Source organism: Breoghania sp., assembly GCF_030066895.1.
Taxonomy (GTDB): domain Bacteria; phylum Pseudomonadota; class Alphaproteobacteria; order Rhizobiales; family Stappiaceae; genus Breoghania.
In genome coordinates this window covers 133,082-152,984 of sequence record NZ_JASJAV010000029.1, presented here as the reverse complement: position 1 = coordinate 152,984, position 19,903 = coordinate 133,082, and the positions used below count along the sequence as shown (strand labels likewise).

The window sequence follows — 19,903 nt, the reverse complement described above, 5'->3', positions numbered from 1 at the left end:
AACTGGGCTCGGAAGGTGCAGGAGGCGCGGGACGTTCTTCGGCCACCACATGCCGCGTGAAAGTCTCAACAGGTTCCCAGTCGCTGCGCTCGGCAAAATCCACCACGGCCGCGACCTCCGCATCCACGTCCACCTCGATCTTCGCGACCTCTTCGGGATGGATGAGATTACTTTGAGCCAGCCAGGTCTGGAACCGAACGATCGGCCCCTTCTCCCGCCAGCGCGCCACCTCCTCCTTGTCTCGATAGAGCTGGGCATCGAACATCGAATGCGCCCGGAAGCGGTAGGTCAGACATTAGAGGAAGCGCGGCCGCCCCGTCTCGCGGATCGCCGCCACCGCAATCACGCCCATACCGTCAACCTGTTCGACCTCCATCTTGTAGGCGGCGGCCTTGGCATGGATGTCGGTCTCCGATTCCGTTCGCAAGAGAGCCGATCCCATCGCGTAGCCGTTGTTCTCGCACACAAAGAGCACCGGCAGATCCCAGAGTTCGGCAAGATTCATCGATTCATGAAACTCGCCTTCGGCCACAGCTCCTTCGCCGAAGAAACAGGCGGTAACGTTGGCCTCTCCCACCATCTTGTCGCGCAGGACCAGACCGACGGCGAGTGAAAGCCCTCCGCCAACAATGGCGTTGCCGCCATAGAAATTGTGGTCAGCATCGAAGATATGCATCGAGCCGCCACGCCCGCCCGAGGAACCGGTGGCCTTGCCGAACATCTCCGCCATGACCTTGTCCATCGGCACACCCCGCCAGGGCATGACCGTGTTCGCGATAGGTGGCGACGATCCGATCGGATGAGGCAAGCGTCAAGATCACGCCACTCGCCACCGCCTCCTCACCGTCATAGAGGTGCAGGAAGGCGCGGATTTTTTCCTGCGTGTAGAGCTCGGCGCATTTGTCTTCGAAATGGCGAATACGGATCATGGCGGCGAGAAGCTCGCGGGCATGATCGTGGGTCAAGCGGGGCTTCACGTCGCTCATGTCTCGTCGCTCTCCAGCGTGGAAATATCGCCCTCGGGCAGACCGAGTTCGCGCGCCTTCAGGAGGCGGCGCATGATCTTGCCGGACCGCGTCTCGGACAGGGTCTTGCGAAACACCACTTCGCGCGGCGCAACGGAGGGGCCGAGCTTCTTGCGGGCAAGACCGCGAATGTCGCGTTCAAGTGCTTCGGAAGGCACATGGCCGGGATTGAGCACCACGTAGGCCTTGACCACCTCGGCCGCCGTCTCATCAGGCAGGTCGATGGCCGCCGCCGCCACGGCCTCGTGCTCGATCAATGCGCTTTCCACCTCGAAGGGACCGATCAGATGCCCGAAGGATTTGATCAGGTCGCCGGCGCGTCCGACGAACTAGAAGTGGCCCTCCGCATCGCACATCGCGAGATCGCCGGAGAGATACCAGCCGCCGACGAAGCATTTCCTGTAGCGCGCTTCCTCATGGAGATATTCGCGCATCATCGACGGCCAACCGGGGCGCAGTGCAAGCTCGCCGATCTCACCGGGCGCGCATTCGCGCACGTCATCGCCCGAACGTTCGACGATCCCGGCCTCGATGCCAGACAGAGGCTTGCCCATGGAGCCGGGGTGAACGTCCATCGCGGCCGTATTGGCGATCATGATGCCGCCGGTTTCCGTCTGCCACCAGTTGTCATGGAAGGGCCGACCGAAAACCTCGTTGCCCCACACGACCGCTTCCGAATTGAGCGGCTCACCCACCGAGGCCATGAACCCAAGCACGGAGAAGTCGTAAGGTGCGGCCGCCTCCTTGCCCGCCCGCATCATCATCCGGATCGCGGTCGGCGTCGTGTACCAGACCTCGATCTTTTCGTCTTGAAGCAGCGAATACCGGAGATCGAGATCGAAATCGGCCTCGTCGATGACCATCCGCACCCTGTTGACGAGCGGCGAGATGATGCCGAAGGACGTACCCATCACCAACCCCGGATCGGCCGTGCACCAGTAGCGTCGACCGGGAACAAGTTCCAGCGCATAGCGCCCGGCAGCCGCGTGCATCACCACGGCCTCGTGCACGTGCACCGCGCCCTTGGGGCGACCGGTGGTACCCAATGTGAAATGGATCAGCGCCGGGCCTTCCGGCCGCGTCTGCGCCACCTCGAACCGGTCGGAGGCTTCGGCCATTGCGGGCCCCAGGGCAACGCAGCCTTCCGGTGCTTCATCTCCGATGATGAGAACGAGCTTGAGCGAGGAGATTTCGTCACGCCAGGCGGCGATCTTGCGACGATAGAGGGAAGCGGTGGTCACCACCGCGTTGGCCTCTCCGATCTCCATCCGCATGCGGATCGAATCGGGACCGAAGGCCGAAAAGAGCGGCGAGAAGATCATCCCCCCTTCAGCGCGCCGAGAGCGGCCACGTAGAGCTCCGGCACCCGTTCGGCAATTCCGTAGACAAGGTCGCCCGGCGACAATCCATGCGCCATCAACAGATTGGCAAACCGCGATGTCTCGGCCGCCAGATCGCAATAACTGAAGCGTCGCGTGCTTCCGTCCTTGCCGAACCACAGAATGGCCTCGTCGGCGCCGTGGCCGTCTGCAACATGGCAGTCCGCCGCTTCATAGGCGATGTTGAGCCCGCCGTCCGGCAATCCGCTGAGCATCGCCCGGGCATCATCCCAGGTGAACCCCGCACCTACCTCCTTACTCAGGGTCACCGCTTCACGGTCCGCAGAAGTCTTTCGGATTGGACTCCACGCCATCCCGCTTTCCTCCCTTTCTGCGATCTCTCCCCTTTACGGGTTTTCAGTTCCCCTCCGCTGGTGCCTCCCGATAGCTACCGCTAAGTCAGATTATAGTATCAGCCGCTCCGGTGTGTTGATACCGGTCATTGTATCCGCCGGCGGGCATGCGCGGAACGCCACCATCGCTCCGGCCGCGGCACCCAATACGCTGGATGGTTTCAACTGTCGGATTGCCCGGCCTGATCAGCTCTGCAAGGCAGTAACGTCAACGGGCAAGCTTCGGCGCCACCGCCTCTATGCGCTCCAGGATGGCGCCAAGCCGTACCCACAGCTTGTCCGCCTTCTCCGGCGCATAATCGAACGGCGCTTCTTCGGCTTCGAGATAAGCCGACTGCGTGAGTTCGAGCTGAATGGCGTGAACGCCATCCTCCGGCCGACCGTAGTGACGGGTGGTCCAGCCGCCACGAAAACGACCGTTCAGCACCATGCTGAACCCGTCCGGCTGAACGACTTTCGTCGCCACCTCTTCAATCTCAAGAACGCAGGTTTTGCCGTCATTGGTGCCGAAATTCAGATCCGGCAGCTTTCCCTCAAACAGGAACGGCAAATGCGAACGGATCGAATGGCAATCGAACAGGATGGCCACCCCGTGAAGATCCTTGATGCGCGCGATTTCCGCCTCCAGCGCCTGATGATAGGGACGATGAAAGGCGGCGAGCCGCTCGGCAATGTCCCGTTCCGTCGGCTCTTCGTCCTCCAGCCAGATCGACCGATCTTCGAAATCTGTCTGTGGGATCAGAGTCGTGGTGTTCTACCCCGGATAAAGGCTCACTCCTTCCGGATCCCGGTTCGCGTCGATCACATAACGCGAAAAGGTGGCGCACACCCGTGTGGCATCGGGCAGCAAACCGTCATAAAGGCGATGGACGTACCAATCGGTATCCTCGACCGTTCGACCGAGATCGTTCAGACGCGCTTGATGGCATCGGGGACATATGTCCCGGTGTGGGGAAGTCCGAGAATGACCGGAGACGATCCCTGCTGCACCTCGAAGGGCGCAACCTCGGACGACTGAATGCTCATGACCTGTTTCCCGATAACGACGACTGGAGAGACCGGCAAAGCCGGCAAGGACACCAGGCGAGGGCAGATCCCCCGCCGTGCCCTGCTCAGCCCGGTGAAAGGATCGACTCCAGAAAGCTCTGCGTTCGCGCGTGCTGGGGATTGGAGAAGATTTCCTGCGGCGTGCCGTGCTCGATGATCGTGCCGTCCATCACCAGCACCTCGTCGGCGACATCCCGGGCAAAACCCATCTCGTGCGTGACGACGATCATCGTCATGCCTTCCGCCGCAAGCGCCTTCATTACCTGCAGAACCTCGCCGACAAGTTCCGGATCGAGCGCAAAGGTCGGCTCGTCGAACAGCATCACGCGCGTCTCCATCGCCAGCGCCCGGGCAATCGCCACACGCTGCTTCTGCCCGCCCGACAACATCGCCGGATAGGCATCGACCCGCTCCGCCAACCCGATCTTGGCAAGATGGCTGCGCGCCAGTTCCTCAGCCTTCGCCCGGCTCATGCCGCGCAGCTTGCGCGGGCCGACCGCAACATTGTCGAGCACCGAGAGATGGAGGAACAGATTGAACGACTGGAAGACCATGCCGACATGCATGCGCAGCGCATTCAATTCCTTTTCCGGCAACAGAACGCCGTCCGTGACGATGCCCTTGTCGCAGATCGTGATCGAGCCCTCCTGCGGGATCTCTAGACAATTGCAGCACCGCAAAAGCGTGCTCTTGCCGGATCCCGACGGGCCGATGATCACAACCACCTGAGACGGCATCACCGTCAGAGAAATATCGTGCAGCACGCGTACCGAGCCGAAGCTCTTTCCCAGATCCCGGATTTCCAGCATGGGCTTTTCCTGAGACGTCTTTTCGGATGCACTCACTGGACCATACCTCCCACCCACAGGCGTTTTTCGATCTGTCTCAGGGCCTGGCTGGCGATTGTCGTCAGCACCAGATAGATGAGCGCGATTGCCAGATAGACTTCGAGCGACCGGTAGGAGATGGCGATGATCTTCTGCCCCTCGTGCATCAGGTCGGAGATGGTGAGCAGAGAGATCAGCGCGGAATTCTTGATCAGGGCGATGAATTCATTGCCGAGCGGCGGAACCATGCGCAGCACGGCCTGGGAAAGAATGATGATGCGCATCGCCTGACCATAGGACATGCCCATGGAGCGCGCGGCTTCCATCTGCCCGTTGTCGATCGACTGGATCGCACCGCGCACGATTTCCGAAACATAGGAGCCGGAATAAAGCCCCAGCTCGATCATGCCGCAGGTAAAGGCCGGCAGCATGATGTTGAACTGCGGCAGGTCGAAAAACAGCAAAAAGAGCTGAACGAGAAGCGGTGTACCCCGGAAAAAGAGAACGTAGGTCGAGGCCACGCCATAGACGATGCGGTTCTTCGGATTGAGGCGCGCAATGCCCACGAGAAGGCCGACACAACAACTCAAGGCAAGAGCCGCAACCGTCACCTCCACGGTCACGAGGGCGTCATGCAACAGGCCACCCATGCCCTGCCACACGGGCGTAAGGACGGATGCTTCCATGACAGCGTCGCGCTTCTATCCGGAGTGACTGAAGAATACCCGGAAGATCCGTCGATCCCGTATGAGCTGGCAATCTGTTTCCGGCTTGCAGGTCAGTGTGATAAGGGCCTGGAGGCCACGAAAGAAGCGCTTCGGCTCTCCCTTCACACCATCCTTCGCTGCGCGCACGCGGCCCTTGGCGCGATCAATGATGCAGAAAGACATCTGCCGAATAATGTAGACTTGCGTCCGAAAAAGGGACGGCTTTTACGCGAACTTGGACATCTAGAGCAAGCCGCGGGGATTTTCTTCGACCTCCTTGAGGAAATTCCTTCAGCAGCACCTCGCAGAACCAATATCGAATTCGACCTTGCGATCACATTGCGCGGTTGTGAACGCCACGAAGAGGCTCTGGAGACCCACGATGAAATTCTGGAACGGGAACCGCTCAATACGCGGGCTTGGATCGCCCGCATCGACACGTCCCTGCACTTCTTACTCATCGACGATACGCTTACCACCGCCGAAGCCGCCCTTACGGCCCTGCCTGATGACCCCTTACGGTCCTGCCTGATGACGAAGATTTAATCGATCAAGAAGGCAACGCTTTTGCGGCACGCGGGGCGACCTCTTGAGGGCCATCGTTTGCTGAGCGGGATCAACGCAGATACGCCGAGACTGCAACTGGCCCGGTTACAAAGCGCCTTGGCACTCGGCCGGATCAACTCCGCCCTTCCAGCCCTCCAGGCAAAGTGGGATCAGGGCGAGCAAACACCTAAGATAGCGCTCAACCTTATCAAAACACACGAAATAGCCAGAGATTTACGACAGGCGCGCGCATCCGCCGAGGCGGCTTTGCTGGCTCTGCCGAACACGGCCCCGATCATCGTTCAACTGCTAAGCCTTTGCATCGACATGAACAATGACGATGCTTTCGTTGAGATCTGGAAAGACCTGCCGAAAGATTTACAAGCCAGGCCCGCGTTGCAAGGCGCTTTGGTCAAGAAGGCGCTGAAAGACGAAGATTTCGAGAAGGCAATCAATATCCATTTAACAGCGGCCAAGCACCTCCGTGTACCTGCGCGTGAGATAAACGAGGTGCTCTCTGTCATCCGCCTAGCGCATTTCGACGATGATCTCGCTCGCCCTGCTCTGAAGCAACTGGATGCCCTGCTCAAACGCAACACATCGATAATCCCGCCACTTACGACCTCGATCCTGCGCTCCAAAATCCTCTTCGTCACTGGCAATTGGCAGGATCTCTACCCCTTGGTGCTCACATTGGAGAACGCGCAGCCGAGGGATCTTTCCTTCACCTTCATGCGTGCCCGAGCAGCCTTCGAACTTGCACGGTCCGAGGAAACATATACCTCGGTCGACCGGGTCCTGGTACAAGATCCCCTAAACAACGGAGCCGCAAGACTGCGAAACGCCCTCCTTCTGTTACGAGGTGAGGTCGATCGGTATTTCGAAGCAGATATAGGGAGAGCCGCCAATCCTTGCTCCTTGACTAAGGGCAGCTACATCGAACTTACCAAAAACCTGTCTCGGGCCGGTCGACACAAACAGGCAGCAAACCTCCTCAAACATCCGCCGAAGCACTTGAAAAACAACTCAAGAATCGCGTTCCAGAGGCAACTTCTGACGGGGCAGCAAGCAAAGACGGATCAGGCCTCGACTTGCCCCCCCCCCGAAAGCACGCCCCCTCCCCTTAAACGTGAAAAACTTGAGCGGATGTTCGACTTCGAGACAGAAACATCGATAATCTGCTCCCCTCTTTCCAGATGGCGTGGAAACTGCAACGCAAGAGAGCAGGGACCTTCGAGAAATGGAGACACACCGCCTATCGCGCGGCGCATAGTTAAGATAATCGGGGATTTCCCACGCTTCAGCGCACCGCCCAAAATACTGGTGGACACGGACTTCGGAGACCTCGGGCAGCGGATGCAGGACAGGCTCCCAACCCCCATCGTGACAAGCCATTCCGGCCCTCCGATGCTCTCCCTCTTGATGGAGAGGTTCGAAACCGTCCGATATTTGGTTCAACCGTTTCAAAAGAAATGGATCGGATCTCTCGAGGGGCATTCGATCCGCTACCAAGGACAAAACAACGATACAGCAGTGGAGATCATCCACGCTCTCCGCTACGCGGAAAGAACAGTCAGACGCCGCAATGAACGTCACGAGATTCTGACCCGTTGGCTGACGCAAACGCCGCGCATCTTGCGCCGTTTTTCGTCACTCAACTGCAAATAGCATCAGCGTCCATGCCAATGACCGGCATGCCTATGTCCCGTTCGTGAACCCGACAAGAGAACCGACACGTGAAGTTCCTGCTGATCTCACACCGTTATGAGACCGACAACGAAGAAGTAAGCCCGCTGAACGCATTCGATGCTTCGATCGGCGGATATGAGATGAACCCTTCCAAGCCGTCGCGACCATCGCAGCCATGGCGCCTGAAGGGATCAATACGGAGCTTTGCAACGAGGTCACACAGCTGCTCGACTTCGACACTGATGCCGATTTCATCGGCATCACCGCGAATGTCGGCCAGGCCAAGCATGCGTTGTGGATTGCGGACGAATTTCGCGCACGCGGCAAGACCGTGATCATGGGCGGGCCGCACGTCACGCTCGCCCCCAACCTGTTCCGAGACCGCTGCGACTGCCTGTTCACTGGAGAGATGGAAGGCATCGCAGAGCGCTTCTTCGCGGATATGCGGGCGGACAGCCTGAAGCCGCATTACAACGGGCCCGGCGTTGATATGTCGGCCTCTCCGGTGCCGCGCTGGGATCTCTATCCCACAAACAAGCTCGCCGCCGGGCATCGTCCAGACGAGCCGGGGCTGCCCGTTCACCTGCAATTTTTGCGACGTGATCCAGTATCTCGGCAACCGCCAGCGTTACAAGTCAGTCGGTCAGGTCATGGACGAGATCCGGAAGCTCTATGATCTGGGTTTCGCATCCATCATGATCACAGACGACAATTTCACCGCCAACCGCAAGAAGGCGACAGAGATCCTGTCGGCGATCGAGGAATGGAACGGCGCGGAGGGACGAGATTTCCTCACTTTCCAGACCCAGCTGTCGATCAACATGACCAAGCATGAGAGCATGCTGTCTGCCTGCTATCGTGCGGGGCTTCTGACGGCATTCATGGGCATTGAGTCAAGCGATCCGGCAGCGTTGGACGAATGCGACAAGCGGCCAAACCAAGGGGTTTGATCTCGTCCGCCAGTGCGAGACGTCCATCAAAGTAGGCGTACGCGTAGAAGCGGCCTTCATCGTCGGTTTCGACAGCGACGACCTTTCCGCCTTCGAGCGTCGGTTCGATTTCGCTATGTCCCTGCCGATCGGCCCACCCCGTATAAGCCCACTTGTTGCCCCAATCAGCACGCCGCTTTTTGACGAGATGCGTGCTGCCGGACGCCTGATTCAACGACGATTCCTTCGGCCCCTGCCATTTCACCTCAAACTTCGAGCCGGCTCAGATGTCGCGTGCAGAGCTTTATATCGGCCTGCGCTGGCTGATCAGTCGGCTCTACCACCCGGAGAACTATCTCTACCGGCTGGAGCGACTTACAGACATGCTTGCGCCGCCTCCCTGGATCGAACGCGGCCTGAAACAGAAACGCCGCCCCCATTCAGCCACGGCGCGCATGACATCCGCGCTCCTGCGTGAAGCGATGACGGTGGACTGGGACGTCCGCTCCGTGATCGATCGCAGCCTTGCGCTCGCACGCAAGCGGCCGGAAAACGGCTGGGCAATCAGCGAAATCCTTTTCCGCTACCTCGCCGTCGTGCTGAACCTGACCAAGACCGGCATGTTCGACATGAAATGGGGAGAAACGTCGGTGCCGCCGTTTGCGCGAGGTTACACAGATCATGGACTGGAAAGCATCAAGCGCGAGGCCTTCGCCGCCTAACCTGCCTCAGTAGCTCACGGTTTCTCGATCAGATATTCTTCGCACAAGACACCGTCGAACCCGGTGGTACACAGGATGGCAAGCGCATTCTCCACCGAATGCGCAATCGGTTTTCCCATGACGTTCAAACTGGTGTTGAGCGCAACGGGCACGCTGGTCCTTTGCCGCAAACCTTCCAAAAGCGCGTTCATCCAAGGCAGGCCCTCTTGCGAAATGGTCTGTAATCGCCCCGTCACGTCGGCATGGACGACCGCCGGCGCCCGCTCCCTTGCGGAACTGCGCCAGGGTAGCGTGATCGACATATAGGGTGAAGATTGAGGCCGCTCGAACCAGTCACCGACCTCGCTCTCCGGCACGACAGGTGCCAAAGGACGATAAGGCTCGCGCCCCTTGATCCGGGCATTGATGCGGTCCTTGATGTCGGTTCTCGTCGGATCCGCCAGAATGGAGCGATGACCAAGCGCGCGCGGTCCGAATTCAGCGGCCCCGCGCATGACTCCGATCACCTTGCCTTGCGCCAGACAGTCCGCCACCACTTCTGCCGAATGCCCGGCGACTTCGCTGACCGACAGCCCCTCCGCTGCGTAGGCAATCTTCTTTTCAAGCGAGCGGTCCGGTTTTCAAGCGAGCGGTCCGGCTGGCTGCCGAGAAAAGGCGACGCATCACGGCTCTGCGGCACGGACACTTCGTTGCGATCCTGCATGAAGGCCAGCAATACCGCGCCGATGTCATTGCCGTCATCGGCCGGACAAGGCGCAATATGGAACCGTTCCACCCCGAACCAACCCGCGATCGTTCAGTTATTAGGAGGAATTCAGAGCGCACCCGCCCGACAGAAGGAGATCAAGAGCACCAACGTCGCACACATCCGCGATGACGCGATCCGCAAGCATAGCATAAGCCGCCTGCCCGATCGCAGCCAGATCCGCCGCCGACATGACAGGATCATCCGGCCTGCGGGCATGCGCGCGCGCAAGGGCGTCGATCTTTGCGATCTCTCCGTCGTCGACGAACCTCAGCCGCCCGCGGTCGACCTGAAGCAGACCCACAAGCGCGTCGCGCAACTCCGGCAAGACCGTGCCATAGGCCGCCAGGCCCATAACCTTCCATTCCTCACCAAGCCGCCAGTCGAAACCGCAATGAAACGTCAGCCAAGCATAAAAAGTGCCGAGATTGCCGGGACCCCAGGATCGCCACTTCCGCTTGATCTGCCGCGCAGACATATCAAACAGAGATGCGGCACCGACTTCACCCTCCCCGTCGAGAATGAGGCACGGGGCATTCTCGACTGGAGCGAAATAAGCCGCTGTGACCGCATGGCAAAGGTGGTGATCGAACCGGAGCGTCTCTTCTCGGCGGATCTCATCCACACCAAGCCTGAGAAGCGAGGCACCCGTACTTTCCTGCAGCCCGGCCTGAAGTTCGCGGATCCAGAGCGTATCTGCAGTCGGCAACATGGCATCGTGGACGAAGAGATCGAGCGATGCCTTGACCGTCTTCCACGAGGTCGCGACCACGAACCGGTCCCGTGCCGGATCTGCACCGCACGCCTTGAACGCTCACTCCAGATTCGGCGCGTGGTCGGGCGCGATCCCCCAAGCCCGCTTATCCTGAACGTAGCGTTCCGTCGCCTCGGCAAATCGGATCTGTCCGGTTTCATCGGCAATCGCCAATGCCGGGTCATGGCCCGAAGTAGACAATCCAAGATACCAGGTCGTCACTGTGCGGCGATCCGTTCGTCTATCAAACCCATGAAGTTGTCGAGAGTATCGTGTTCAAAGATCGATGCCGGATCGAATTCAACGCCGAACTTGTCCTCCACCTCTCCGCACAGGAGCACCGCATCAATCGACTGCACGCCCATTTCGACGAAAACAGAGGAACCGGTGATCATCGAAGGATCCTGCTTGGTGATCTCGGTCAGTCTCTTGGTAAGGAACGCGGCGACTTCGGAACGTGCAGGACTGTCTGTCATCTGTCTTTTCTCGGTCAACTCAGGGAAGGAGACACGGGAGGAGGTCGAATGCGATCGTCTGTGACATCTTTAAGTAGTGATGGCGGTGCGGGTCCAGAGCAATATCGGGATGTCGTGAAAAAAGAGCCGGGATTGCGGTACGCAGAATCTGCCGCGACATAGCCGCCCCGAGGCAACGGTGCAGCCCATGCCCGAAGGCAAGATGACCGACAGGTTCGTGACGATTGATCGAGAGCAGTTGCAGACGCGCGGTCGTTCCTGCTTCCAATGTCTCGTTACCCACCTGAACAGGTGTTCGCGCGATGTGATAGATGTACTTCGTCGCCGCACACTGGGCAATCAAACCGTCCAAACGCTTCTCGAATTCCGCGCGCGTACGAACGAACCGCCACTCTTCCGGCAACAGCAGCAGTATGTGATAGAGCACATTGGCCAGCGTATGCCGGACATTGAAGCTCGCTCCATAGAGAACCAAGACAAGCGATTTTAGAGCGCGTTCGTCAAAGCCTTCCGGGGTTTCGGACCTTATCGCATTAAGCAGCCGGAGCGGCGTATCCGCGCCGAGCTCAGGCAAGTCCATGAGACCCAACAAGTCGGCCATGACATCCTGAATACGCAACAAGTCGCGCATCGGCAGCCAGGGATGCAACACTTCCTGAATTTTCGGGGCCAAAGCATCGAAACGCTCATGATCCCGAGCAGCAATGCCGAGCACCGACTTCACCGCCGCTTTGAACAGCGGATCGGTGAAATCAGCCACGAGATCTAACTTTGCCCGCCCTTCCAACCGACGGCTGGCAGCAGACGCCGCATCCTCCCAATGGGCGTGCCAGGCGGAAATACGGTTGCCGCCCAGATGCTCCATCACCATCGGTCGTATCGTTTCGTGACGCGGACCCGACAGAAAAAACGGCGCGTTGCGCGCAACGGCGATCGCCGTGGAAAGATCGTGTCCCGATTTCTCCTGCAAAGCCTCCAGATGTTCCACCATCGTGGGAGGCATCCAGGTCTCGTCGTCATTGACGATCGCCCGTGCATCCGCCTTAGAGCGAATTTCAACCATGCGCGCATTGAGACGCCGGTTGGTCGCATCCAGAACGCAAGGCAACGTTGTCGGACATTGCAGAATGGAAGTGAGATGCGGCTCGACTCCATCCTTGAGGAACGCAAGATCGGGGAAGGCATCGGCAAGGCGGGGCAGCACTTCATCCAGAAACGCCCGCCCCAGCGGTTCGCCGACACATTTGTGAACTCCCGCGCCGAAGGACATGTGCGCGCTCTGATCCCCGGTGCGGGCGCGCAAGGTGGCATTCGCCCCGACCATATCGAGAATGATCGCCTGCCCGGAAGAGAAGGGACAGCCGCGCACCTCCACATCTTCCTCCGCAACCCGCCCAAGCGTTAGAGTCGGCAGATAGAGAGACACAACCCGCTCGGTCGTCTCGGCCGCCTTGCTCAGACCGCCGACCTCTGCCCATACCTCGCGCGGGCGCATCAAAAGTCCATGCACCGCAAACGACATCGTCTGTACGATCGTGTAGGCGGCAATGGCCGCCGACATCGCAATATTGACTTCCGCCCCAAGCGGACCGAGAGGTTCGTCGCCTGGAGCGAGGAAGGCAAGCAGCGATCCTTACGGGCGGCTTGACTGCACCAGACGGTCGGCAAGTTCGCCCATCGTCGCATCGATGCGCTTCAACTCCGAAAGCGGCAGAAGCGGTTCGGTGGCGTTGTTCGCACACCCGATCAGACGCACCAATGTCCCGTGATCGTCCCCGTCGAACCCAACAAAAGCTGCGATGACCTCGCCGAATGTGGGCTCGATGAAATCACGCACGAGATCGGGCTGTTCAGCTGCAGCAAAACCTGCAAAGCCCTGTTTCGCAGCAGATGCGATTTGCGGACGCCAGCAATCGACAGACGAATGAGAGAAGAACGACGCAACCCGCCGCCTGAGCACCCTGTGTTCCTTGCCCGACAGAAAGATGAAACTGTGCTCGACCATCGCCCGGAAGTGCGGCAGGACCATCCCGCACGCCTCCAGTTGATGGAGATTAAGGGGTATAATCGCCGGGTGTCATCACGCTGGAGCGCAGGATATCGCGGATCAGGTCCGGATCATCTACCCGCTGTTCGCGGCTTTTCCATTTGCTCTTTTCGATAGCGACCACTACTGAGGGCCTCCGCCGGGATATATCGAGGCAATCTCGGCAGAGACGTCTCCCATCCTCCGCAGGTCACCTTCTCAACCGATAGTTGATCGAGATTGTCCTCGAAGGAACCAACAAGAACAAGCGGTTTGCTTCTACTATTTTCGAGAAAAGGAAGAAGCAAGAGGTCTCTCTCTTTCTGAAAAGGGCTCGGAACGGAATGTCGCATGCGATCTGGTCGTCCCGACCGCGGGCGTCGCCCCACAACACTCAAGAGCTGCCCCTTCTCAAGCCCCCACCACCAGATGGTGATCGCCCAGATCCCTGTAGCGCACGCGGGTGACGCTCTGGCCGATCTGGAACCACCGGTGAAGGGATATCGCCGATCGGCACCTCGAAGACATCGCGCCGTCGCGCCGGATCGGGAATGGGCACTACCCGCATGAGCTTCTGGGTATAAGCGTGCTGCGGGTTCTCGAAGATCTGGCGGCGCGTCTCCATTTCAACGATCTGTCCGAGATACATGACCGCCACGCGGTGAAACACCTGCTCCACCAAGGCCATGTCGTGCGAAATAAACAGATAGGCGAGCCCCATTTCGTCCTGAAGCTCCTTCAGAAGATCGAGCACCTGAGCCTGAACAGAGACATCAAGCGCGGAAACGCTTTCATCGGCAATGATCACCTTCGGCGACAGGGCCAGCGCCCGTGCGATGCAGATGCGCTGGCGCTGACCACCGGAAAACTCGTGCGGATGCCGCCGCATCTGCTCCGGCGTCAGACCGACGCGGCGAAACAGTTGCGCGACACGGTCCTCCAGTTCCTGGCCATGCGAAATCCCGTGAATGACGAGCGGCTCGCCCGCGAGATCGCCCACCGTCATGCGCGGATCGAGCGAGGCATAAGGATCCTGAAACACCATCTGAACATTGCGCCGATAGGCCCGATCGGCGGATCCGGTGCTGGTCGACACCACATGGGTTCCGGCCACGCGGATGGACCCGTCCCAGGGAACGAGGTTCATCAAGGCCTTGCCGATGCTGGACTTGTCGCACCCGCTTTCACCGACAAGCCCCAGCGTCTCGCCGCGCGCCAGGTCGAAATTGACGCCCTCCACCGCATGCACCTTTGAGATCACCCGATTGAACACGCCGCCCTTCATGTCGAAGCGCACCGTCAGATCGGTGACTTCCAGAACCTTCGGAATACCCGGCTCGTCATGCACATTGGCCGGATCCTACCCCGCCATCGCGCCAAGTTTCGGCACCGCGGCCAGAAGTTCGGCCGTGTAGGGCTCCTTCGGTTCCCCAAACAATGGACAGACCGCATTATCCTCGACGATCTGACCGTGCTGCATCACGATCACCCGGTCGGCCATCTCAGCCACCACACCCATATCGTGCATGATCAGGATGATCGCCGTGCCCGTCTCCTCCTGCAGATCGCGCATGAGCTGGAGAATCTGCGCCTGGATCGTCACATCGAGCGCGGTCGTCGGCTCGTCGGCGATCAGAACCTTGGGATGACAGGCCAACGCCATCGCGATCATCACGCGCTGGCGCATGCCTCCGGACAATTCATGCGGATACTGCTTGAGCCGCCGTTCCGACTCCGACATGCGCACCGCCTTCAGCGCTTCGAGGGCGTGGATCTCTGCCTTGGAATGGGAAATTCTTTCATGCGCCAGCACCGCCTCGCGCAATTGACGCCCGATGGTCAGAACCGGATTGAGCGAGGTCATCGGCTCCTGAAAGATCATCGCGATATCGCCGCCGCGAATGGTCCGCATCTCGCTTTCCTTCACGCGCGTCAGATCGCGCTCGCCGAGATGGACCGAACCGCCCGCCACACGCGCCATCGATTCCGGCAAAAGCCCCATGATCGACAGGGCCGTCATTGACTTGCCGGACCCGGATTCTCCGGCAATGCAGATGGTCTCGCTTTCGTGCAGATCGAAGCTCAGACCATCGACGACGAGCCTCTCGCCCTTCGGCGTTGCAACCGCGGTCTTGAGATCGCGGACGTTCAGCACGGTTCTGGGGGAAGGCTGGCCGGGAATGGGAGACTGGGACATACGCAAATGCCATCTGAAATGCGAGAAGGGGAAAGGCGGCCGGGCCGAGGTCCGGCCGCGCGACGTCAGCTGAGCACCACCTTCGGAAAATAGAAGGACACCACCCAGTTGGGCGCATCGACGATCTCCGAGATGCACAGGTCACCGCAGGCCGAGCAGAGCATGTAGGCCTCCACCGGCGAGTAGTTGTGACGCGCGCACAGGAGATCGATCATGCCGCACAGCGCATCCTGCGCTCCCTTGAAGAGACCCGGCCCCACGCCGGTGGTCACCTCATAGCCCATCGTATCGAGATGACGGGTCACCGGACCGGCCGTCTCGAAACGCGGCATCTGGAGGTTGTCACCCTTGAGGAGATCGAACTCCACGACGACGTTCATCTGGCTCTCGATCGCCGTGCCGCAGACCTCGCCATCCACCTGGGCAGCGTGCGTATCGCCCATGGAGAACAGAGCACCCGCCACTTCCACCGGCAGGTAGAGCGTGCTGCCGGCATTCAGATCGCGGATATCGAGGTTACCGCCGACCCGACGCGGCGGCACGATGGAGTGCGAGCCGGGCGCCGCCGGGGCGACACCGATGGTGCCGGGGAAGGGCTTCAGCGGGACCTTGCCGAACGGCGCATAGGCCGACACGACCGGGTTGGTATTGTCGTAGGTCCAGATATGAAGCGCGGGATCCTTGAACTGGTCGGCCAGCAGTCCGAAACCCGGAATATTAGCCGTCCAGCCGAAACCGCAGGGTTTGAACTCGTGGATCCTGACCACGAGCGTGTCGCCGGGCTCGGCCCCGTCGATATAGACGGGACCGGTCACCGGATTGATCTTGCCGAAATCCAGCTTGGCGACATCCTCAACCGTGCTCTCCCGGGTAACTGACCCGAGGAGCTGTCGAGGCACTCGAACTCCAATACGGAGCCGGGCGCGACAGTCTCAACCGGGGCAAGCGAATTGTCCCAGCCGAGATGAGTATGCGCGGCGTGGATCGTGTATCCCGCCGCCTTGCATTTACTGCACATTTTTCGCCCAAACGTAGTTGTAGTTGACGGGAATGTGGACCGGATCGACGAAGATGGCATCGGGGCCACCCAGGCGTTCGGACCGCATGGTGAAACGCTGCTCGTTGAAGATCGGAACCCACGAAGCGTCCTTCATCACGTCGATGAAGATCTCGCGCCACAGCTCCACCCGCTTCTCCTTGTCGGCCGGGTCGGTCATGCTGTCGGCCTTCTCCGCCATCGCATCGAGGTCCTTGTTGCAGTACCAGGCCCAGTTCCAGCCGCCCTTGACCGCACCGGAGCAGCCGAGGATCGGACCGTAGAAGTTGGAGGGATCGGGGAAGTCGGCGATCCAGGCCATGCCGCCGGACCAGATCATCGGTGCCTGATCGCGCTCGCCGCCGGCCGCGATCACGTTGACCTGAGCCAGCGCCTTGATGTCGACCTTGATGCCGATGGCCGCGAGATCCGCCTGAATCGCCTGTGCGATGCGCGGGTTCGGATCGGTGTTGTAGACGTAGAGCTCGATCTAGAACCCGTCCAGATAGCCTGCCTTGGCCAGAAGTCCCTTGGCGCCCTCGGGATCGAAGGGATAGCCCTTGTAGTCCTTGTCATAGCCCGGCATGAAGAGCGGCAGCGGCTGATTGGCGGCAACCGCGCGGCCGTCGATGATGCGCAGGATGCGATCCTTGTTGATCGCCATGTTCACCGCCTGACGCACTTCCAGCTTGTCGAACGACTTCATCTTGACATTCAGCGTGATGTAGCCGGTGTGGAGCTGTCCGCCCTCGATGATCATGTCCTTGTATTTCGGATCCTTGATGACCTCGAGAAACTTGGCGGGCGGAATGCCGTCGCCGGGAATATCGACCTCGCCGCGCTGCAACCGCAACAGGGCGACGATCGGCTCCTGACCGATCTCGAAGGTGATCTTGTCGAGCTTCGGGATACCGGTCTTCCAGTAGTCCTTGTTGCGCTCGAACACGAGTTGCTGACCGAGCATCCAGTCGGCGAGTGCAAAGGGGCCCGTGCCCACGGGATGCTTGCCGAAATCCTCACCCCACTTCTCGACTGCCTCATGCGGCACGACAGAGGAGAAATTCAGCGCCATGACATGCAGGAACGTGGCATCGGGGCGCGAAAGTTCGATCCGCACCGTGTAGGGATCGACGACCGTGACACCCGACAGACCGTCCGCCTCACCGGAGGAAACGGCATCTTAGCCTTTGATGGAACAGAAGAAACCGGCGCCGAGGCTCTGCGTCTTGGGATCGGTGACGCGATCGAGCGAGTACTTCACGTCCTCCGCGGTCATCTCCCGGCCGTTGGCGAACTTGACGCCCTTGCGCAGCTTGAAGGTAAAGACCTTGCCGTCCTCGGAGATCGAATAGTCCTCGGCCAGATCCTTGACCAGATCAGTGGTGCCCGGCTTGTAATCCATCAACCGGTCGAAGAGACTCTTGATCATGGACCTGTTCTGCCAGTCGTACCTGCTTGATCTCGTCCGCCGTGGCCGGCAGGGCCATGGCTGAGGCAAGAAGAGCAACGGCTCCTGCCAGGATTTTTTCTTCATTCCATATGTCTTCGGTGCAGATGTTTTGTTCCGGACCGCTCTGGCGAAGACTCCCGCCGAGAGGGGTGTTTGCGCCTCAGCGCAGCTTGATCCGAGGATCAATCAGTGGCGCGATCAGATCGGCGAGGAAGTTGCCGAGCACGATCGCGAACGCAGATACAAGCGTCACGCCTATGATGATGGGGATGTCGACACGCCGGATGGTCTGCCAGGCAAGCTGACCGATGCCGGGCCAGCCGAACACGCTTTCCACCACCACAATGCCGCTCATGAACAGGCCGATATCGATGCCGACCATCGCGATGATCGGCAGGATCGCGTTGGGAAGGGCGTGGCCGAACAGCACTTGCGCACGCGTCAGCCCCTTGGCGCGCGCGGTACGTACGAAATCCTGCCTGAACACGTCGATCATCGAGGAGCGCATCATGCGCGAGTACCAGCCAGCCTGCAGAAACCCGAGGGTCAGCGAGGGTAGCACCATGTGCCGGAATGTTCCGTACCCGCCGATCGGAAACCAGCCGAGCTGAACCGCAAAGACATAGAGAAGCAGGATGCCGATCACTAATTGCGGCGAGGACACGCCGACGAAGGAGAGAACCATCAGGCCGATATCGGTCGGCGTGTTGCGCCGCAAGGCGGCGATCAGCCCGGTGCTGAGCCCAATCAGAAGCTCGCAGAAGATCGCGCCGACCATCAGCAACAGCGAGACCGGAAACCGCGAGGCAATGAGCGTCGCGACTTCCGTCTTCTGGAGATAGGAGCGGCCGAAATCCCCGTGCAGCAAACTGACTAGATAGCGGAAATATTGCTTATAGAAGGGAAGGTTCAGCCCCAGTTGCTCGCGGATGTTTTCGACCGTTTCGGTACTCGCACTGCGCCCAGCGATCTGGCGGGCCGGATCGACCGGAATCAGGTAGAGCAGCACGAAGGTCAGGAACGAGACGCCCAGCAGGATCAGGAGCGACTGCAGGATGCGGCGAAGGACATAGGCGCCCATGGCTCACTGCTTCCCCTTCTGGGTGGGATCGAGCACTTCGCGCAGGGCATAGCCCAGCATGTTGAAGCCGAGGGCCAGCGCGATGATCGCGATACCGGGAAAGAAAACCAGCCATAGCGCAGACGTGAAGTAGGTTTGGTTCTCGTAGATGATATTGCCCCACGAAGGCGTGGGCGGCTGAACGCCGACGCCCAGATAGCTGAGCGTCGCCTCCAAAAGCACCGTCGTGGAAATCCCGAGCGTGCCGAAGACCACGATGGAAGAGAGCAGGTGTGGCAGAATGTGGCGGAACAAGACCTGGAAGATCCCCACCCCCATGGCCCGTTCCGCGACGATGAATTCGCGTTCCGACAATGAACGGGTTTCCGTATAGACCACGCGCGCCATCTGCACCCAGTTCACCATCGCCACGATCCACAGCGAGGGACGGAACAGTGCCGCCAGCGTTATGGCGAGCAGCAGCGCAGGGAAAGCCATCATCAGATCGGTGAAGCGCATCAGCACCGTTTCGACCCAACCCCGGAAAAAGTCCGCAAGAATGCCGACCAGCGCGCCGACCGCCACCGCAATCCCGCTGGCAACGATGCCGATGATGAGCGAGGTGCGCGCACCGTAGATCAGGCGGGACAACAGATACCGGCCGAGCAGATCGGTGCCGAGCCAGAACCGTTCGCCCGGCGGCAACGGAGCGCCCTGCAGGGTCAGGCCGTCAAAGAACTGTTCGTCGGGATCGAAGGGGGCGACGACGGACGCGAAGGTCACTGCGCCGACAATCACGAAGATGAGGAAAAGCGCAAACGCCGCCAGCTTGCGCCGGAGCAGACGCTTCACGAGCGTATGCTCTCTGGCCGGCGCGCCGGTGCTTTCCTGAGGAATGGAGACCTCGCTCACGAGTTCGCCCCTTCCTGCTTGTA

Annotated in this window: 17 protein-coding genes and 6 pseudogenes; 4 read left to right on the top strand and 19 right to left on the bottom strand. The window is 60.0% G+C overall.

Annotated elements, in window-relative coordinates:
* Positions 1-139: 139 nt before the first annotated feature.
* From QNJ43_RS22485 to QNJ43_RS22455, 7 genes and pseudogenes are all read right to left on the bottom strand, one after another.
* Positions 140-929 (bottom strand): annotated as a pseudogene (locus QNJ43_RS22485) (thiamine pyrophosphate-dependent enzyme); the annotation flags it as partial.
* Between the two features lie 53 nt (positions 930-982).
* A complete protein-coding gene (locus QNJ43_RS22480; RefSeq protein ID WP_300473272.1) occupies positions 983-1,294 on the bottom strand; it encodes a hypothetical protein in 312 nt (103 codons plus the stop codon).
* A gap of 60 nt (positions 1,295-1,354) precedes the next feature.
* Positions 1,355-2,347, bottom strand: a complete 993-nt coding sequence (locus QNJ43_RS22475; protein ID WP_300473269.1) for an AMP-binding protein — start codon at positions 2,345-2,347, stop codon at positions 1,355-1,357.
* Positions 2,344-2,673: an AMP-binding protein gene (locus QNJ43_RS22470; RefSeq protein ID WP_300473266.1), complete on the bottom strand. Its 330-nt coding sequence runs from the start codon at positions 2,671-2,673 to the stop codon at positions 2,344-2,346. The genes QNJ43_RS22475 and QNJ43_RS22470 overlap by 4 nt, the downstream gene beginning before the upstream one ends.
* A 292-nt stretch (positions 2,674-2,965) precedes the next feature.
* Positions 2,966-3,783, bottom strand: a pseudogene (gene hutG, locus QNJ43_RS22465) (N-formylglutamate deformylase).
* Between the two features lie 86 nt (positions 3,784-3,869).
* The gene (locus QNJ43_RS22460; RefSeq protein WP_346433100.1) at positions 3,870-4,649 is read right to left on the bottom strand and encodes an amino acid ABC transporter ATP-binding protein; all 780 of its coding nucleotides are present in this window, start codon (positions 4,647-4,649) and stop codon (positions 3,870-3,872) included.
* Positions 4,646-5,269: an amino acid ABC transporter permease gene (locus QNJ43_RS22455; protein WP_300473263.1), complete on the bottom strand. Its 624-nt coding sequence runs from the start codon at positions 5,267-5,269 to the stop codon at positions 4,646-4,648. Before QNJ43_RS22455 ends, QNJ43_RS22460 begins: the two co-directional genes overlap by 4 nt.
* On the opposite strand from QNJ43_RS22455, the gene QNJ43_RS22450 reads away from it, so the two are divergent.
* Positions 5,264-5,884 (top strand): hypothetical protein, encoded by a 621-nt coding sequence (locus QNJ43_RS22450; protein ID WP_300473260.1) that lies wholly within the window; start codon positions 5,264-5,266, stop codon positions 5,882-5,884. The two genes, QNJ43_RS22455 and QNJ43_RS22450, sit on opposite strands and share 6 nt — an antisense overlap.
* Before the next feature lie 57 nt (positions 5,885-5,941).
* Positions 5,942-7,552 carry a hypothetical protein gene (locus QNJ43_RS22445; protein WP_300473257.1) on the top strand — a complete coding sequence of 537 codons (1,611 nt, stop codon included), beginning with the start codon at positions 5,942-5,944 and terminating at the stop codon, positions 7,550-7,552.
* Between the two features lie 94 nt (positions 7,553-7,646).
* Here the strand turns inward: QNJ43_RS22445 and QNJ43_RS22440 are convergent, their stop codons facing one another.
* The gene (locus QNJ43_RS22440) at positions 7,647-8,042 is read right to left on the bottom strand and encodes a hypothetical protein (RefSeq protein WP_300473254.1); all 396 of its coding nucleotides are present in this window, start codon (positions 8,040-8,042) and stop codon (positions 7,647-7,649) included.
* A gap of 16 nt (positions 8,043-8,058) precedes the next feature.
* Between QNJ43_RS22440 and QNJ43_RS22435 the strand changes: the two genes are divergently transcribed.
* Both QNJ43_RS22435 and QNJ43_RS22430 read left to right on the top strand, forming a co-directional pair.
* Positions 8,059-8,523, top strand: a complete 465-nt coding sequence (locus tag QNJ43_RS22435) for a radical SAM protein (protein WP_300473252.1) — start codon at positions 8,059-8,061, stop codon at positions 8,521-8,523.
* A 254-nt stretch (positions 8,524-8,777) separates the two neighbouring features.
* A pseudogene (locus QNJ43_RS22430) lies at positions 8,778-9,224 on the top strand (hypothetical protein); the annotation flags it as partial.
* A 14-nt stretch (positions 9,225-9,238) separates the two neighbouring features.
* On the opposite strand, the gene QNJ43_RS22425 reads toward QNJ43_RS22430, so the two are convergent.
* The 11 genes and pseudogenes from QNJ43_RS22425 to QNJ43_RS22375 all read right to left on the bottom strand — a co-directional run bounded on the left by QNJ43_RS22425 (position 9,239) and on the right by QNJ43_RS22375 (position 19,865).
* Complete coding sequence (locus QNJ43_RS22425) at positions 9,239-9,757, bottom strand: carbamoyltransferase C-terminal domain-containing protein (RefSeq protein WP_300473250.1); 519 nt, start codon at positions 9,755-9,757, stop codon at positions 9,239-9,241.
* A 270-nt stretch (positions 9,758-10,027) separates the two neighbouring features.
* Complete coding sequence (locus QNJ43_RS22420) at positions 10,028-10,741, bottom strand: carbamoyltransferase N-terminal domain-containing protein (RefSeq protein ID WP_300473247.1); 714 nt, start codon at positions 10,739-10,741, stop codon at positions 10,028-10,030.
* A 42-nt stretch (positions 10,742-10,783) separates the two neighbouring features.
* Entirely contained in the window at positions 10,784-10,924 is a 141-nt protein-coding gene (locus QNJ43_RS22415) for a hypothetical protein (RefSeq protein WP_300473245.1), read from the bottom strand.
* 17 nt (positions 10,925-10,941) lie between these two features.
* Entirely contained in the window at positions 10,942-11,199 is a 258-nt protein-coding gene (locus QNJ43_RS22410; RefSeq protein ID WP_300473242.1) for an acyl carrier protein, read from the bottom strand.
* Between the two features lie 19 nt (positions 11,200-11,218).
* Positions 11,219-12,502 (bottom strand): hypothetical protein, encoded by a 1,284-nt coding sequence (locus QNJ43_RS22405; RefSeq protein ID WP_300473239.1) that lies wholly within the window; start codon positions 12,500-12,502, stop codon positions 11,219-11,221.
* Between the two features lie 330 nt (positions 12,503-12,832).
* Complete coding sequence (locus tag QNJ43_RS22400; protein ID WP_300473237.1) at positions 12,833-13,228, bottom strand: hypothetical protein; 396 nt, start codon at positions 13,226-13,228, stop codon at positions 12,833-12,835.
* Between the two features lie 408 nt (positions 13,229-13,636).
* Positions 13,637-15,422 (bottom strand): annotated as a pseudogene (locus QNJ43_RS22395) (ABC transporter ATP-binding protein).
* A 65-nt stretch (positions 15,423-15,487) separates the two neighbouring features.
* Positions 15,488-16,440: pseudogene (locus QNJ43_RS22390) on the bottom strand (acetamidase/formamidase family protein).
* Positions 16,430-17,945, bottom strand: a pseudogene (locus QNJ43_RS22385) (ABC transporter substrate-binding protein). Before QNJ43_RS22385 ends, QNJ43_RS22390 begins: the two co-directional pseudogenes overlap by 11 nt.
* Positions 17,946-18,068: 123 nt before the next feature.
* Positions 18,069-18,989, bottom strand: a complete 921-nt coding sequence (locus QNJ43_RS22380; RefSeq protein WP_300473234.1) for an ABC transporter permease — start codon at positions 18,987-18,989, stop codon at positions 18,069-18,071.
* Positions 18,990-18,992: 3 nt separating this feature from the next.
* Positions 18,993-19,865 (bottom strand): ABC transporter permease, encoded by an 873-nt coding sequence (locus QNJ43_RS22375; protein WP_300473423.1) that lies wholly within the window; start codon positions 19,863-19,865, stop codon positions 18,993-18,995.
* Between the last annotated feature and the right edge of the window lie 38 nt (positions 19,866-19,903).